This window comes from Pseudomonas sp. C27(2019) (genome assembly GCF_008807395.1).
Classification (GTDB): Bacteria; Pseudomonadota; Gammaproteobacteria; order Pseudomonadales; family Pseudomonadaceae; genus Denitrificimonas.
In genome coordinates this window covers 145,886-161,026 of sequence record NZ_CP043320.1, presented here as the reverse complement: position 1 = coordinate 161,026, position 15,141 = coordinate 145,886, and the positions used below count along the sequence as shown (strand labels likewise).

Sequence of the window (15,141 nt, the reverse complement as noted above, 5' to 3'; positions counted from 1 at the left end):
AGACAAGCATACGCTTACGCCAGTCTTGAAAAACGGTGTCGCTTAATGCCAATCCATACGTTCACTGATGCCAGCGAACGTCCTGTGACGCAGACAAGGCGCCTTAATGCTGAGCTTTAAAGCGCGTCACAGCGGTTTTATTAAACCGGCTGAATAATCAACTTACAATTTTAGATAGAAACGCCATGTTCAAGCATCTAAATAAAACATCAAAAGTCAAATAGCAGATACAAAAAAGCCCCGCATTTCTGCGAGGCTTTTTTGATTTGGTGCCGGCACCAAGAGTCGAACTCGGGACCTACTGATTACAAGTTTGCTCATCAGATAGAGCGTTAAAAACTATAACAACGAATTACTCATTCAACATCTAGCTGGCCCTCAATCTTTAGTAATTGATTGAGGCACAGACGATGAAAACTCTAGTTGTTATTTCTACCAAAGGTGGCGTTGGCAAAACCACAACCGCAGTAAATCTTGCCGCTCTCGTGGCAGATGCTGGCAAAAGAACTCTCCTTATTGATTTAGACGTCCAACCGACGCTATCCAGTTATTTCAAACTAACCCATGAAGCCGCTGGCGGTACTTTTCAGTTCATAGGGTGGAATGAAACTCGCTTAGAAGAAATCGTTTCTCATACCAGCATCCCAAACCTGCATCTGATCAAGTCAAATGATGATCAAAACCAATTGGCAAACCTGCTACTTAACGCCGCAGATGGGCGCTTGCGGTTACTGCGTTTACTCAAAGCATTTGAAGCTCATTACGATTTAGTTGTTATTGATACTCAGGGGGCTCGCTCTGTCACCCTTGAGATGGCTCTTCTCGCATCAGACATCGCTCTGTCCCCCGTCATCCCGGAACTGCTTGCAGCGCGTGAGTTTCGCCGAGGAACAACCACTCTCTTTGAAGAAATGCGCACTTACGAGTTCATGGGTATTACGTTACCAAAACTTAATATCTTCATTAACCGAGCAGACTTCATCTCCGTTGATGCCCGGCTTATCACCAAAAGCCTGCAACGAACTTTTTTGGATGACCCCGACGTGCGCGTGCTCAAAACGCCCGTTCCAGGCATTGCCTCATACCGCAAGGCCGCCTCCCTATCACTACCAGCGCATAGATTGGAGTCTAAAAAACCCAGTGGACGAAAAGCTCCTGCTGCTTTAGACACCATGAAACTGCTCGCTATTGAGATTTTTCCAGAGTGGAAAGCCAATATACAAAGCATTACGGCAGAGACTTTAGCTTCAGCCGCCGTACAAGAGGAGTAAGGTATGGACACCTTAATACAGCCCCCATTTTCGCTTGAAGCCGAGCAATCAGTGCTTGGCGGTTTAATGTTAGATAACTCTACTTGGGATTACGTTGCAGACAAGATAACAGCCAATGACTTTTATAAAAAAGACCACGTTGAGCTGTTTAAAATCATCTCTCATTTAGCTAAAAACGATACGCCTTTTGACCTCATCACGATTGCCGAATATGCACAAGATGCCGGTGTTTTCTACAGTACAGACATACTTCCATACGCTGGTGAGCTATGTAAAAACGTTCCGTCAGTCGCTAACATTCAAGCTTATTGCAATATTGTTAAAGAGCGTTCCTTACTCAGGCAACTGGCAACCATCGGCTTCGAGTGCAGCCGCCAGGCAAGCTCATTAGAGTCGAGTAGCAGCCAAGTCCGAGAAGATATTGAAGGAAAACTGTTTAATCTAACAGGTGCCAAATCAACCAGCTTCATTGACATTCAAGCCACAACCCTCGCTGTTATTGACAAGATTGATGCCCATTTCAATAGCGACAGCTCAATCACTGGCCTAGATTGCGGAATAGACGGAATAAATGACAAAACCGCTGGTCTGCAACCCGCAGACCTCATCGTGCTCGCTGCTCGCCCCTCGATGGGAAAAACGAGCCTTGGCCTAAAGTTCATTCTATCCGCATTAGAAAATGCTCCTGCTGATAAAACTGTTCAGTTCTATAGCCTCGAAATGCCTGCCGAAGCAATTATTTATCGCATGCTTGCCATGCTTGGACGTATCAATTTACACAATCTAAAAACCGGCGACCTAGTCGATGATGATTGGACAAAATTAAGCCTCGCAGCACAGAAAATAAAACAAGTGCAATCCCGATTTGTATTAGACGATGAAGCCCAGCTTTCACCAACCAAACTACGCGCTAAAGCCCGTCGAGCGGCACGACAATTTGGGGCTCCAGCCTTAATTGTCATCGACTACCTGCAGCTCATGCGCTCAGAAAAATCAAAGGTAGAAAGTCGCAATTTAGAAATCGCAGAAATCTCTGCATCTCTCAAAGCGCTTGCTAAAGAAATGCAGTGTCCTGTCATAGCCCTTTCTCAGCTAAACAGGCAAGTGGAACAACGTCCAAATAAACGCCCAAACAACGGCGATCTCCGCGAATCAGGCGCGATTGAACAAGATGCCGACCTGATTCTATTCATCTATCGAGATGAACAATACAACCCAGAGAGCCAAGACAAAGGCATTGCTGAAATTATTATTTCTAAAAATAGAAACGGCCCCACTGGAACCATTCGCGCTACATATATCGCAGAGCAAACATCCTTCGAGAACTTAGCAGTGGAGTCTTTTCGATGAAAGTCACCTTAACAATCGAAAGTACTTTCCCCTGCTTAATCGTATTTTTAGAGCACATTGAAGACTTGCAAGAACAGCGTGCCCTCAAGATTATCAGCATTGTTATGGGCAACCAAAAGTCACAAACAGCTCAAATTTGCACCGTCGTATTAAACGAAGTAAGCAACGCTGTTGAATTTCTATATGCCCTTAGTAAACAGCTCAAAAACATCAACACCATTCACTGCACACCGATTCAAATCATTCGTTTTGAAACAAGTCCTGCAGCAGTAAAAAGGAGTTCTGCTCATGAATCATAAAATCACAGAAGCGCTCATTACCGAGCAATTGGAACAGCAAACCTTTAAATCGGGAGCTGCAACAATTAAGCGATTGCCTGATCCACAGCTAGATACTCCGATGGTGGTCACTCTTGATCAACTGCGCGCGTATGAAAACAACCCTCGCCAAACAAAGAACCCTCTTTACGACGATCTAAAAGCCTCGATTAAAGCCCGTGGACTTGATCATTCGCCTCCTATTACACGCCGTCCTGGTGAAGAACACTTCATTATCAGCACTGGCGGTAATACTCGCTTGGCCATTCTCAACGAGTTGTATGCTGAAACAAAAGATGATCGTTTTTTCCGCATTCACTGCTTGTTCAGGCCTTGGCAATCAGAAGCCAATGCTTTGATTGGCCACCTTGCTGAAAACGAACTACACGGCGCACTCACATTCATTGAGCGCGCTCAAGGTGTAGCGCAAATGAAGGCTCTGTATGAGTCGGAGTTAAGCGAAGAACTCTCACTACGTAAATTGTCTGAGCGACTCAGAGCAGATGGCTATCCTTTATCTCATGCGCTCATAGGTCGAATGCTCGAGTGTATTAACAGCATCCAGCCTGCACTACCTAACACCTTGTTATCAGGGCTGGGTAGACCACAAATAGAAAACCTAATCATCTTGAAAAATAGCCTAACCAAGGTTTGGAACAAGTATGACGACAGCGATTTTTTAGAGTTTTGGTTAATGGTGCTATCCATGCACGACAATGGACCTGACTCATTCAACTTTGAAGTGATTCGTGACCAGATGCTTGGACAGATGGCTGCGATGCTTGGACAAGACTACCACTCGTTAGAACTGGATCTGGAAATTGCAGGCAATAAAAACCACTTAGATAAAAACCCGCTTTCGCCTGAAGCTTTAAAAACAATTGAAGCTAATCCACCGCAGCCAATAACGTCTACTGCCGCCTCTACTGACACCAACCAACACTCAGATCCTAAGATAGATGAGTACTCAGAAAAACAAGAAGATTGGCTAGATGATGCAGGGGATTCTCTTGAAAAACCCATCAGCCAAATAAACCAAGCTGAACGTCAGCCACCAAGCAACACAGCCGAATGCAGTGATAGTGAGCGCCAAGCCATTATTGATGGCCATATCGTTTCTCCATCCAATGAGACAGAGCGCGTTACTCGTATCAAACAACAAGTTGCGCAGGTGCTAGGCGATACTTTACCGAACTTTGAAGAAAACGCGCTAAAAGCAATTCCTGTAATGGCCGGCGGACGCATGGCCAATGTATCTGACGTCTGGTATATCGAAAAGCAAATCGACTCTCCGGCAGAATTACGCCACCAGATTAGTCTTTTAGTGAGTGATCTTGCTTATTTTGCAAATATTAAAGGCATCTTTGCGACCCAAGAAGGCCTCGGTTTTGGTTTCGATAAGCTAGAGCACGATTCCAGCCCCACATCAAATACCGTATTTTTATTACTAACATCATTGCTACGTTTAAATGACAACCACTCTAACGAGCAGCTCCCCGCACCTCTTTCTGCTGCGTTATTCAGCCAAATCTTAGTTGGCAGCTACGACATTACTATCGGCTATAACCCAGCTAAGGATATCGGACTTATACGTTTACCGGATGTTGAGCTCGTTAAGCTGTTCAGGCTCATTCGCCTTGCGAGAAAACTCGTCGATTACTGCAAAGAAGAGGGTCTCGGCCATGCTGAATAGTTTGGAGCATTACTCGCCATCTGCTGCTCAAAATATCAACCCTGTTAACCAGGCGCTGATTAACTTTGTCCTGCAAGAAGCCCATAACGGAAAATTTCATCAGTGCCGTGCCTTAGGCTTTACCGAGGAAATTATTGGCCGTTTACAAAGCCTATCACCCACTGCTCTTAATCGGCTGATCAACAGTCCGTTCTTATGGATCAAGCCTCACATTGACCAGCAGTTACTCAGTCGCATCATGAGTAAAGTTGAACATGACGAACAACGCGAACGCTTAATTTCACGTGTACTAAAACTTGGAGCCTCATCCAAAATGATGGCTCAGTTTTTCGGCATTGATCACAGTGAAACAGCGTCACGCAGACGTGCGCTCAACATAACCACGTCCAAGGGTCGCTTACCCACTCTAAAAGAACACCAAAAACATGCTATCTGGGAACGCTGGGTTGATTTAGTTAAGCAAGGTGAGCAGGAGCATGGCAGTCAGCATACTGCAGCAATTACCAATACAAGCAGTGGTGCTGAACTCGATGAAATGAGTCAACTAGACCTCATGATTATGATCGCAGAAGAGCAACACGTTCCTATTGCACTCACCTGGCAAGAGCTCATGCTTTATCTCAACGGCAACACCGATGAGGCTGATGATGAATAGCCTTGACTGGAACAACACAGTTGCCGACATAGCAGCCAAAAAATGGCCGGATCTTCCAGACGTGGCTAAGCCAAGTCCTGAAGGACAAAGTGGATTCAATGGTTTCTTATTTAGCGGTATAGCTCAAGAAATCGTACCGACCCGACTTCTTTTAGACAGTCGTTTAACGCCATTAGAGCGCAATGCTTGGCTTGTTTTTAAAATGCTTTTAGATAAGCAAGGGTTTGCTGTTCCTCGCTATAAAGACCTGCAACCTTACCTTTCTATGGTTCCCTACGGAGAGCTAGCCTCTAAAGAAACCATTGCTCGTGTCATTACTGTTCTGCGCTTAACACGCTGGCTCAGCTTACTCACCCAAAGCAGAGACGCTACTACAGGAAGAATTCAAGGTTCGATGTATATTTTACATGACGAACCTATTTCTATCGCTGAAGCCTCACAGCTAGATTTGACCTACAAAGACTTAATAGCCAAAAGCATTACGCATGCCAACAAGTCAGTACGCATCGTTGCTCAACATGCAGTCAGCGATTTAGAGCAAGCGGGCGAAGAATTACCATCTCGTTTGGACATATTAAAAGAGCGCATTGAACATCAAAACAACCCTATTCATACCCTTGGTTCGGATTCCGAACTAGGGAAAAATCACCGAGTTCGGAATCAAAAACCACTGAGTTCGGATTCCGAACCAAGCAAAAATCACCGGGTTCGGATTCAAAACCAACCGAGTTCGGATTCCGAACCAAGGCTCAAACCCACTGAAATCAACAGGGTTCGGAATCCGAACCATAGTACTAGTACTGTACTAAGTACATATATATGTACTGTACTGTACTTAGACGAAGCTGGAAAAACTCAGGAGCACGAGCTTCAATGGCCAAACACGCTATCGGAGTTTTTTAATCCACATGAGCGTGACCAGGCCATCACTCAACTCAGCAATCTCAACCCACTTGTCCAACAACAAATTCTTCACGAACTGGCATCTCGCTGTGTGACTGGAGAGATACGCAACCCCAGTGGTTATCTATTCGGACTCATACGAAAAGCTGAGCGCGGTGAGTTCAAAGCTTGGGCTGCCAATGCTGCTCCCAACCCCACGCCTGCCGAACCAAAATCAAGCTACAAACACGTTCGAGCACCGATAACTCCAGCACAAAGAGCAACTCCAGAAACGCTATCTGCGGAAGCAGCAGCCAGCCGTCAAGACATACAAAACCTTCTGAAATCGTTTAGGGGCAATCGCCCGTCAACAAGCACGGAGGCTGTTTAACATGCAGGCGTACTTTGTTATTTGGTCAGGTGAGCACTGCCAATACTGGATGGAAGATTCCTACGGATACACGTCAAACATCAATCATGCAGGCTTTTTCTCAACCGATGAAGCACAGCAGATTCTCAGCTCTGCCGGTGCAGATAAGCAGCTCGAATTGATTGAATACCAACCCAATTCTTTACGCCTCAAACTCAGAGATATAAGGAGAAGTCATGTTTAATAACGATGAACTTATGGAGGTGAAAATGCTTTTTAAAGCACCCATGCCGCCACAGCAATCAGAGTTAGATGCCTTAACTCGCTTGGTCAACATTGCTTTGCATCCTTCAGGCCAAAGCCAGATCGTAGCAAGCTTTCTACTCGCTTGGTGGAACGCTGCCGAGCACGGTGGTTTTGACATGACAGACCTGTGGGGCGTGGATAAGCGCATTGCTGACGATATGTTGAGTGTGTTCGGCTTGATTGCGCGCTTTCATCACTACCCAGACACAGTGAACCCCAGCCTTCACGAGAGCTTTATAAAAATAGTCGCTTTATGGAAAACCGAGGTCACTAGCATATGAGTTAGCTTTCTATCGTTGAAAAGCTACCGCTGCAAGCTCTCTACCGAGCTAAGACAGGCAGCCTATGACTGAACCAGACTAACTCTAAATTTATTCTTGCTTCAAGCAATGCTGAATTAGCGCCTCACGAATACTTTGTCTAGTATTCAAAAAAAGCAAAGCAAACACTGTATCCGCTTTATCAGTCACACGATAGACAACCCTCAACTGCAGCTTTGAATCGATGTAGTCATGGTACGCGGTTAATCCGACATCAGCTGCCTCTAGACATACAGGCGCTGATGCTGGATGTATTTGCACCCTTGCCTCAAATGACTCAAGAAAGCCTGCTAATAAATCCTGTGATGTTTGCTCACCCAGATGTCGTGACAGATAGCTAAAACGACTATAAAGCTGCTCTCTAAAGGTATGTGAATACTCAATGCTAGTGATCGTTGCCATTCATCAAATCCTTTAGTCCAGCCTTAAGAACAGACCCCGAAACCGTTCGTCCAGCTTTTACATCTTTTTCAGCAAAAGACAATAATCTCAGCAACGCCATCTGTTCTTGCTGCATCTCAAACTGCACTGGATCTTGCACCACATAAAGAGGCTCCCCATTCTGAGTAACCACAACAGGCTCAGATACATCCATCGAAGCTAAATCTTTTTTAAATGCTGAAACAGTAGTAATACGTGATAAAGCCATAATGATCTCCTGATCGCTACCAACCTAATACTAAGTTAAAAGATACACACTCAAAGCACAGAAATCCATATAAAGACCAAATACAGACCACCTTATAACGCCGCTGTTCGCTAGGCGAAAATGAATGTCGTAGGTGTTTAGGGCCTAAACACCCCAATAAACCCCATACCTAGCACCACCGTTTCGCTAGGCGAAAATGAGCGGCACTGCTGTGTAGGCCCTACACACCTCAATAAACCACATACCTAGCACCGCCGTTTCGCTAGGCGAAAATGAACGGCGCTGCTGTAAACACTGTTTACACCTGAATAAACCGCCTACCTAAGCACCGCCGTTTCGCTAGGCGAAAATAAACGGCACTGCTGTAAACACTGTTTACACCTGAATAAACCGCCTACCTAAGCACCGCCGTTTCGCTAGGCGAAAATAAACGGCACTGCTGTAAACACTGTTTACACCTGAATAAACCGCCTACCTAAGCACCGCCGTTTCGCTAGGCGAAAATAAACGGCACTGCTGTAAACACTGTTTACACCTGAATAAACCGCCTACCTAAGCACCGCCGTTTCGCTAGGCGAAAATAAACGGCACTGCTGTAAACACTGTTTACACCTGAATAAACCGCCTACCTAAGCACCGCCGTTTCGCTAGGCGAAAATAAACGGCACTGCTGTAAACACTGTTTACACCTGAATAAACCGCCTACCTAAGCACCGCCGTTTCGCTAGGCGAAAATAAACGGCACTGCTGTAAACACTGTTTACACCTGAATAAACCGCCTACCTAAGCACCGCCGTTTCGCTAGGCGAAAATAAACGGCACTGCTGTAAACACTGTTTACACCTGAATAAACCGCCTACCTAAGCACCGCCGTTTCGCTAGGCGAAAATAAACGGCACTGCTGTAAACACTGTTTACACCTGAATAAACCGCCTACCTAAGCACCGCCGTTTCGCTAGGCGAAAATAAACGGCACTGCTGTAAACACTGTTTACACCTGAATAAACCGCCTACCTAAGCACCGCCGTTTCGCTAGGCGAAAATAAACGGCACTGCTGTGTAGGCCCTACACACCTCAATAAACCACATACCTAAAGATCTTTTTTAACAATCTGTTTAAACCGAACAAATCAAAATCAGTTTGTTTGCTGCATAGATAGGCCGTTTATCGCACTGTTCATACACCACACATAGGAGGCTGTATGACCGAATCAACGACCGAAAACTATCAACTCAATCTAGGCTCACTACGCAGTCAGGTTGAATTAAAACTGCACACCTATCATGCAGTGCGGGTATGGCAAGGAAAAAAGAACTCTGACGGACACTCAACACCAGGCATGTCTGTCTACTTCAGCATTACCAATCTTATTAAAATGGCATCAGCACGAAACGATCCGTATGCCGATTGGTGGATGATTCAGATTGAAGAAAAGTTAGAAACTGCCCAGGAGCAAATGAAAGACCTGACGCAGCTCATTGATAAGCTCATCGAAAAAATACCGACACAAATCACAATCACCGACAACTTGAACCAGAAGCCTTTTTCCACACCACTGTTTGTTGGTAGTCACATGGGCTTTCGTGGCGTGTATCTGCTTGAAGCCTACGATAGCCTTGCTCGTAAAATCTTACTGGCCAATCACACAGGGTTACTATCAAGACGCGATACTGAAAACTATCTGGATCAAGGCGCACATTTATTACGCAGCCTGTTCGGACTCGCCAAACGCTACAGCAATGCCGGTGTAAGCCGTGATGATATGGCCGCCAGTAATGCTAAAGCTCGTGCTGCAATAGATAAGCACGGTTTGCCGCCGCAGGATATTTTAGATGGCTCACGACGTAGCGACTTTGCACCAGCACTGATTGGGCAACGAACATCTGAATCTGCAGCAGATGACAACTCTACCGAAGTGGCAGAGGACTAAAGCATGCAAACGTACAAACAAACCCTCTACAGTCTTACTGAACAAACGGCCTACCTAAGCAACAAACAAACCCCCTCCCTAAAAGGCCTTTTAAAGCCTTTTAAGGGTAAAGGGGACTTCGAGGTTTTAGAGCAGCAAGCTCAAGAAGCACGCGAGGGAATTGCCGCAATGATTCAGGAAATAAACAGCCTGGCACGAAAGCCACCTTTCTCATTATTGTATGCATCAGCTCGTTTACAGAATTCTCAGTCTGGGGCAACTCATTTACGCTGGGTCACAAAAGATTTGCAAGGCATGGGCGTACAACATTGGATTGACACAATGCATCACCCAAGCACACCAGAACATTTACTCGATGAATTGCATACCTTAGAAAAGCTACGCATTACTCTCAATATGCAAATGTCATGCATGCAGTTCATTATGAAACAGGCTAGAGAGTGTGCAGCCAAAATAGATGCCGCTGATGAAGTACTGGCACAAGTTAGAACTTCGAAAATTTGAGGCAGCGCACTGGCGGAATAACACAGTACAACCTATAACAGTTTTTGTTCCGCCAGAACTCACCTCAACGTGTACACAATTTTTTCGCCTAACGAAAATGAACAGTGCTGCTGTTAACAGTGTTAACACCTCAATAAACCCGATACCTAAGCACCGCCGTTTCGCTAGGCGAAAATGAGCAGCACAAGTTTTTAATCTCTAAACAAACCAAACGAGCTCAAATCAATTTGTTTGCTGAACCCTCCTAGATCTCAAGTCACTGTGTAGTACTCAAACCCCAGAATCCTTGGCGGAATAATCCTGAGTTGTCTAAAGCATTTTTTGTTCCGCCAAAACAAACACCTTTCTGGCCTACAATCTATTTCCGATATGGACTCACAATGGTCAAATTAGCAAAAGTTAAATTAGAAATTGCACTGGCATCCTTAACCTCATCCAGCCCATCACATTCTGAATCTGCTAATGCAGCTGTCTCAGCAATTGAGTACGCACTTGAGCTTAATTCAGAGGAAGGCATGCAATTTTTACGTCTATGGTTTCACGGTGAATTTGACATCACCAGGCATGAATATAAGGCTGTCCCCGATTCTGTTTTTATTGGAGCAGATCCACTTTTCAAAAAACAAAACATAACTGCTTAGAGTTTATACAGTTAACAAAAACTCTAACTGTTACAGAGGTGTTCACACTGTGAACACCTGCGTAAACCGAATGTTTTAAAATCAGTTTGTTTACTGTTTTCCCTCGACCTCTCTTGCAATGTGCATACTCCATTCATCAAGAGACTATGCACATGGCTCGCAGCTTAAACAAAGTACAGCTCATCGGTAATGTTGGCGGTCAACCAGACTGCCGAGTAACCTCAGCGGGTAAGCAAATCGCAGCATTTACATTGGCAACCGGTGAATCCTGGGTCGATAAAGAAACTGGAGCAACCAAAGAACAAGTCGAGTGGCATAGAATTGTCGCCTTTGGGAAAATCGCCGAGCTCATTGCTCAATATGTCAGCAAAGGATCTCGGCTCTATATTCAAGGCAAACAAAAAACACGCGTCTGGGAAGATAAAGATGGCATCAAACGCTACACCACCGAAGTTGTAGTCGATATGAGCGGTGAAGTTATATTTCTAGACCAGAAACCGGCAGCTGAAGCAGCGCGCCCTTCCAATACAGGCACGCCCGCAGAACCACATGACACACCTAACACCAACTACGATAGCTTTGATGACGAAATCCCGTACTGATGGTTATTTTCGAATCAATTCATAGCATTTAAAAGAACTTAAACAATTATCATGAAAGTTTATTTATGCGAAAAACCCTCTCAAGGCAAAGATATTGCCCAAGCCCTCGGTGCCCACCAGCGCTGTGACGGGTACTTTCAGGGGCAAGGCACTGTAGTGACGTGGTGTATTGGCCACCTCATCGAAACAGCGCCACCAGAGGCTTATAATGAAGCCTATAAACGCTGGGCGCTGGCTGATTTACCGATTGTGCCTACGCAATGGAAAATGACAGTCAAAAAGAGCACAGCCAAACAGTTCAAAGTCGTTAAGTCATTGCTGGCAAAAGCCACTGAATTGATTATCTCGACAGACGCCGATCGCGAGGGGGAAATGATTGCCCGTGAGCTGGTTGATCTCTGCAATTACCGTGGTTCGATCAAACGCCTGTGGCTATCTGCGCTGAATGAGGCATCCATCAAAAAAGCGATGTCACAATTAAAAGACGGTAAAGAAACTGAGTCTTTATATTATTCAGCGCTGGGGCGCTCACGCGCTGACTGGCTGATCGGCATGAACTTGTCTCGTCTGTTTACTCTGCTAGGCCAACAAGCAGGCTACCACGGTGTTCTGACGGTTGGCCGTGTGCAAACGCCTACAGTTAAGCTGGTCGCTGACCGCGAGAATGAAGTAAGTCACTTTACCCCTGTGCCGTATTGGACAGTGAATGTTTTACTGCATACTAGCCAAGGTTTTACGGCTCGATGGATATGCCCAGAAGACTATGCCGATGAGCGTGGGCGTTGCCTCAATCAAGCGATTGCAGAGCAAGCTGCTCAAACAATACGTGCAAGCGGTGCTGCCAGAGTTGAGTCAGTCACTTTAAAACGAGAAAAAGAACAACCACCTATTCCTTTTGAACTAGGTGAGTTGCAGAAAATATGCTCTGCTCGTTTTGGTATGGGCGCTCAAGAAACTTTAGATACAGTCCAAGCCTTGTATGAAACACATAAAGCGACAACGTACCCTCGTGTTGATACCGGCTACCTGCCTGAAAACATGCACTGCGAAGCACCGGCCATTCTCAATGCGTTAGCAAAATCAGACGCTGCGCTGACGGGACTCATTCAACAAGCCAATCCTGCATTACGCTCACCGGCTTGGAATGACAAAAAAGTCACCGCTCACCACGGTATTATTCCCACCGCCGAAACCATTAATTTATCTGCTCTCTCTGACAAAGAGCGCAATGTGTATGAGCTCATAAAAACACGTTACTTAGCTCAGTTTTTCCCAGCACATGAGTTCGATAAAACCGATGCAATACTGACATCCGCTGGACATACGCTCAAAGCCAGCGGTAAGAAGATCATCATTCAAGGCTGGAAGATCACACAAAAGCAGCAAGCTGATTCAGACTCTGACGATGCCAATGATGATGCCTCAGAAAAAAGTGGGCAGATTCTTCCGCCGCTGGAACAAGGCCAGCAATGCTCTGTACAAGATACGCGCATCAAAGCGCTGCAAACCAAGCCACCCCAGCTCTTTACTGAAGGTACGCTGATTGAAGCAATGAAGAACGTTGCTCGACTTGTGACAGATCCTCGTTTAAAAGCCAAGCTGCGTGAAACCACTGGCATTGGTACAAACGCCACCCGTGCCAGCATCATTAAGAACCTCTTAGACCGGAATCTACTCGTCAAGAAAGGCAAATTTTTGCTGGCTTCCAGTGAGGCACACGACCTTCTGAAAGCCGTGCCGCCAGCCATCTCAAATCCTGGAACAACCGCTATTTGGGAACAAGCGCTTGATATGGTTGAAAACAACCAGCTCAGCTTAGAAAGCTTTGTGCAAAAACAATCAACATGGATTGGTAACGTCGTCGAGAAATACAAACATCTGCCACTGCAAATTAAAGTTGAGCCGTCACCTGCCTGCCCCTTATGCAGTAGCCCAACCCGAAAACGCAAAGGTAGCAATGGCTTTTTCTGGGGATGCTCTAAGTACCCTGACTGCAAAGGCATTATCAATATTGAATCAAAGCCGCGTAAGAAAACCAATTCGCGGTCACGCACCGCAAAGACTTGATAGCCTTGCGTATTTCCTTAATAATGAATGTTCAAACCCTGTTTGGCTACGTGACAGTCAACTATGTAGCAGCCCGTTGATTACTTCGTGTATTACACATTCGTCTGTGCCTGATATGCGAGTGATTAACAAACCCTAAAGCTGTTTGCCTAAGGAAGATCAGCAATACAAGTGATTCGACTCCACTTCGTATTTTAGGCTTATTTCACATCAGGGTATCCTGGTCGATACCCTCTCTTTTTTACTTTCCAGCACAATAACAGGCAAATGATCTCTGCGCTTTTCTCAAGAGCCTAGAGATCATTTGCTTAGATTGTCACAGTCAATTCCAACTCATGGATAAACAGAGAGCCTTTTGTGTGCGGATGCACGCCGACTCTTTATGAGATATTGAACCAGGCCACAATAAGGTTCAGGCTTAATCAGCAGCGTTTTTTGCGAGGGAAACAAGCAGTAAAGTTCATTGGCCAACATTCACCAGTGGCCCAGCCTAAGCAGCTGGGCCAAAACTCTCTCTCGATATAAATTAAAAAATCACTTCCAAGTGGTCTTCTCACTAACCATGACAATATTATTCAAGTCAAAAGGAATGCTCTTTAAAACATATATATCATATACAACAACATAATCTCCTTCAGCCAATACAGCAAAACTAGTAAGAAATAGCATATTTTTTATCGGCGCGCTATTAAATCTTATACTCCAAGGACCTCTTAAAAACTTGTTAAGCTTTGGCTCATTATTTTTATTCAAACGAAAAACTGTTACTGAGCCGAAAATTTTGTCATTATCTATCAGCCCAGGAAAATAAACGTCTCTGTCATCTTTATAAAAACCAACACCGAAAATGACAGCTCTTCCTTTTATTGATTTAAAATAAACCTTTGATGTTTTAAGCTTGTGGTACTTATTAAAATCAATATCCTCATCAAAATCACTCCCATAAGATAATAGGGGGGAAATAGTTATTATAAAAAAGATTTTAAAAAATATTTTTCTCATCACACCACACCTAAAATCATACAGAGACAAATAAGCCAACTTAACAACCAGCTTTAAATATATAAATCGATTTCTTTTGCAATAACAGCTTATCAATCAGACAAGTCAACCCACAACGTGCACGCTCAAAGACCATAACAGCACTATCGAAATTATTAGGAATATCTTTTGGAATATAAATTTTAGGAATAATCAAATAACTTCCCGTTGAGTCCAAATCCAGCTCCTTAACTATAAAACACATATCACGCACTTGATCAAACCTAATTTCTTCAAATAAATAATTTTCTTTCAACTCAATTACAATAGGATTTACCATTATCGCACCAGGAGCATTAACAGCATAAACCTCTATAGACCCTGAAACACTTTTATTCTCAGATAAATAATTTCGCCAATAACTCCCATCAAAACCAATCCCCAAATACAAAGCCCCCCGCCCTACCGAGTTGAAATAAACGGTGGAAACCTGAAGCTTTTGGTGTCTATTCAAATCAAACAACTCCTTATCATTCGCCCCATAAGACAAAATGGAGAAAGCCATAAGAACCAATACTAAAAAAACATTTCTAATCATATCC

At 44.6% G+C, this 15,141-nt stretch carries 17 protein-coding genes; 13 read left to right on the top strand and 4 right to left on the bottom strand.

Annotation, left to right across the window (positions count from 1 at the left end; translation table 11 throughout):
• Positions 1-410 precede the first annotated feature (410 nt).
• From FXF61_RS00780 to FXF61_RS00745, 8 genes are read left to right on the top strand one after another with little or no spacing between them, the layout of a single operon-like run.
• On the top strand, positions 411-1,271 hold the full coding sequence (locus FXF61_RS00780; protein WP_151183475.1) for a ParA family protein: 861 nt from the start codon (positions 411-413) through the stop codon (positions 1,269-1,271).
• Positions 1,272-1,274: 3 nt separating this feature from the next.
• Positions 1,275-2,621, top strand: a complete 1,347-nt coding sequence (gene dnaB / locus FXF61_RS00775; protein ID WP_151183474.1) for a replicative DNA helicase — start codon at positions 1,275-1,277, stop codon at positions 2,619-2,621.
• Positions 2,618-2,920: a hypothetical protein gene (locus tag FXF61_RS00770; RefSeq protein WP_151183473.1), complete on the top strand. Its 303-nt coding sequence runs from the start codon at positions 2,618-2,620 to the stop codon at positions 2,918-2,920. The genes dnaB and FXF61_RS00770 overlap by 4 nt, the downstream gene beginning before the upstream one ends.
• A complete protein-coding gene (locus FXF61_RS00765) occupies positions 2,910-4,631 on the top strand; it encodes a ParB family protein (protein ID WP_151183472.1) in 1,722 nt (573 codons plus the stop codon). The genes FXF61_RS00770 and FXF61_RS00765 overlap by 11 nt, the downstream gene beginning before the upstream one ends.
• A complete protein-coding gene (locus FXF61_RS00760; protein WP_178087233.1) occupies positions 4,621-5,286 on the top strand; it encodes a DUF2857 domain-containing protein in 666 nt (221 codons plus the stop codon). The genes FXF61_RS00765 and FXF61_RS00760 overlap by 11 nt, the downstream gene beginning before the upstream one ends.
• Positions 5,276-6,559 carry an STY4528 family pathogenicity island replication protein gene (locus FXF61_RS00755; protein WP_256663467.1) on the top strand — a complete coding sequence of 428 codons (1,284 nt, stop codon included), beginning with the start codon at positions 5,276-5,278 and terminating at the stop codon, positions 6,557-6,559. The genes FXF61_RS00760 and FXF61_RS00755 overlap by 11 nt, the downstream gene beginning before the upstream one ends.
• A 1-nt stretch (position 6,560) precedes the next feature.
• On the top strand, positions 6,561-6,782 hold the full coding sequence (locus FXF61_RS00750; RefSeq protein WP_151183469.1) for a hypothetical protein: 222 nt from the start codon (positions 6,561-6,563) through the stop codon (positions 6,780-6,782).
• Positions 6,775-7,125 carry a hypothetical protein gene (locus tag FXF61_RS00745; protein WP_178087232.1) on the top strand — a complete coding sequence of 117 codons (351 nt, stop codon included), beginning with the start codon at positions 6,775-6,777 and terminating at the stop codon, positions 7,123-7,125. The genes FXF61_RS00750 and FXF61_RS00745 overlap by 8 nt, the downstream gene beginning before the upstream one ends.
• A 90-nt stretch (positions 7,126-7,215) precedes the next feature.
• On the opposite strand, the gene FXF61_RS00740 is transcribed toward FXF61_RS00745, so the two are convergent.
• Positions 7,216-7,566 (bottom strand): type II toxin-antitoxin system RelE/ParE family toxin, encoded by a 351-nt coding sequence (locus FXF61_RS00740; RefSeq protein WP_151183468.1) that lies wholly within the window; start codon positions 7,564-7,566, stop codon positions 7,216-7,218.
• Complete coding sequence (locus tag FXF61_RS00735; protein ID WP_178087231.1) at positions 7,550-7,813, bottom strand: type II toxin-antitoxin system Phd/YefM family antitoxin; 264 nt, start codon at positions 7,811-7,813, stop codon at positions 7,550-7,552. Before FXF61_RS00735 ends, FXF61_RS00740 begins: the two co-directional genes overlap by 17 nt.
• Positions 7,814-9,015: 1,202 nt before the next feature.
• On the opposite strand from FXF61_RS00735, the gene FXF61_RS00730 reads away from it, so the two are divergent.
• The 5 genes from FXF61_RS00730 to FXF61_RS00710 all read left to right on the top strand — a co-directional run bounded on the left by FXF61_RS00730 (position 9,016) and on the right by FXF61_RS00710 (position 13,558).
• Positions 9,016-9,744: a PFL_4669 family integrating conjugative element protein gene (locus FXF61_RS00730; RefSeq protein ID WP_151183466.1), complete on the top strand. Its 729-nt coding sequence runs from the start codon at positions 9,016-9,018 to the stop codon at positions 9,742-9,744.
• A 3-nt stretch (positions 9,745-9,747) separates the two neighbouring features.
• The gene (locus FXF61_RS00725; RefSeq protein ID WP_151183465.1) at positions 9,748-10,248 is read left to right on the top strand and encodes a DUF3158 family protein; all 501 of its coding nucleotides are present in this window, start codon (positions 9,748-9,750) and stop codon (positions 10,246-10,248) included.
• Positions 10,249-10,628: 380 nt separating this feature from the next.
• A complete protein-coding gene (locus tag FXF61_RS00720) occupies positions 10,629-10,889 on the top strand; it encodes a hypothetical protein (RefSeq protein WP_151183464.1) in 261 nt (86 codons plus the stop codon).
• A gap of 152 nt (positions 10,890-11,041) precedes the next feature.
• The gene (gene ssb, locus FXF61_RS00715; protein ID WP_151183463.1) at positions 11,042-11,491 is read left to right on the top strand and encodes a single-stranded DNA-binding protein; all 450 of its coding nucleotides are present in this window, start codon (positions 11,042-11,044) and stop codon (positions 11,489-11,491) included.
• Between the two features lie 51 nt (positions 11,492-11,542).
• The gene (locus FXF61_RS00710) at positions 11,543-13,558 is read left to right on the top strand and encodes a DNA topoisomerase III (protein WP_151183462.1); all 2,016 of its coding nucleotides are present in this window, start codon (positions 11,543-11,545) and stop codon (positions 13,556-13,558) included.
• A gap of 534 nt (positions 13,559-14,092) precedes the next feature.
• Here FXF61_RS00710 and FXF61_RS00705 read toward each other — a convergent pair.
• Complete coding sequence (locus FXF61_RS00705) at positions 14,093-14,560, bottom strand: hypothetical protein (protein ID WP_151183461.1); 468 nt, start codon at positions 14,558-14,560, stop codon at positions 14,093-14,095.
• 40 nt (positions 14,561-14,600) lie between these two features.
• Positions 14,601-15,137, bottom strand: coding sequence for a hypothetical protein (locus tag FXF61_RS00700; protein ID WP_151183460.1), 537 nt, complete (start codon positions 15,135-15,137; stop codon positions 14,601-14,603).
• Between the last annotated feature and the right edge of the window lie 4 nt (positions 15,138-15,141).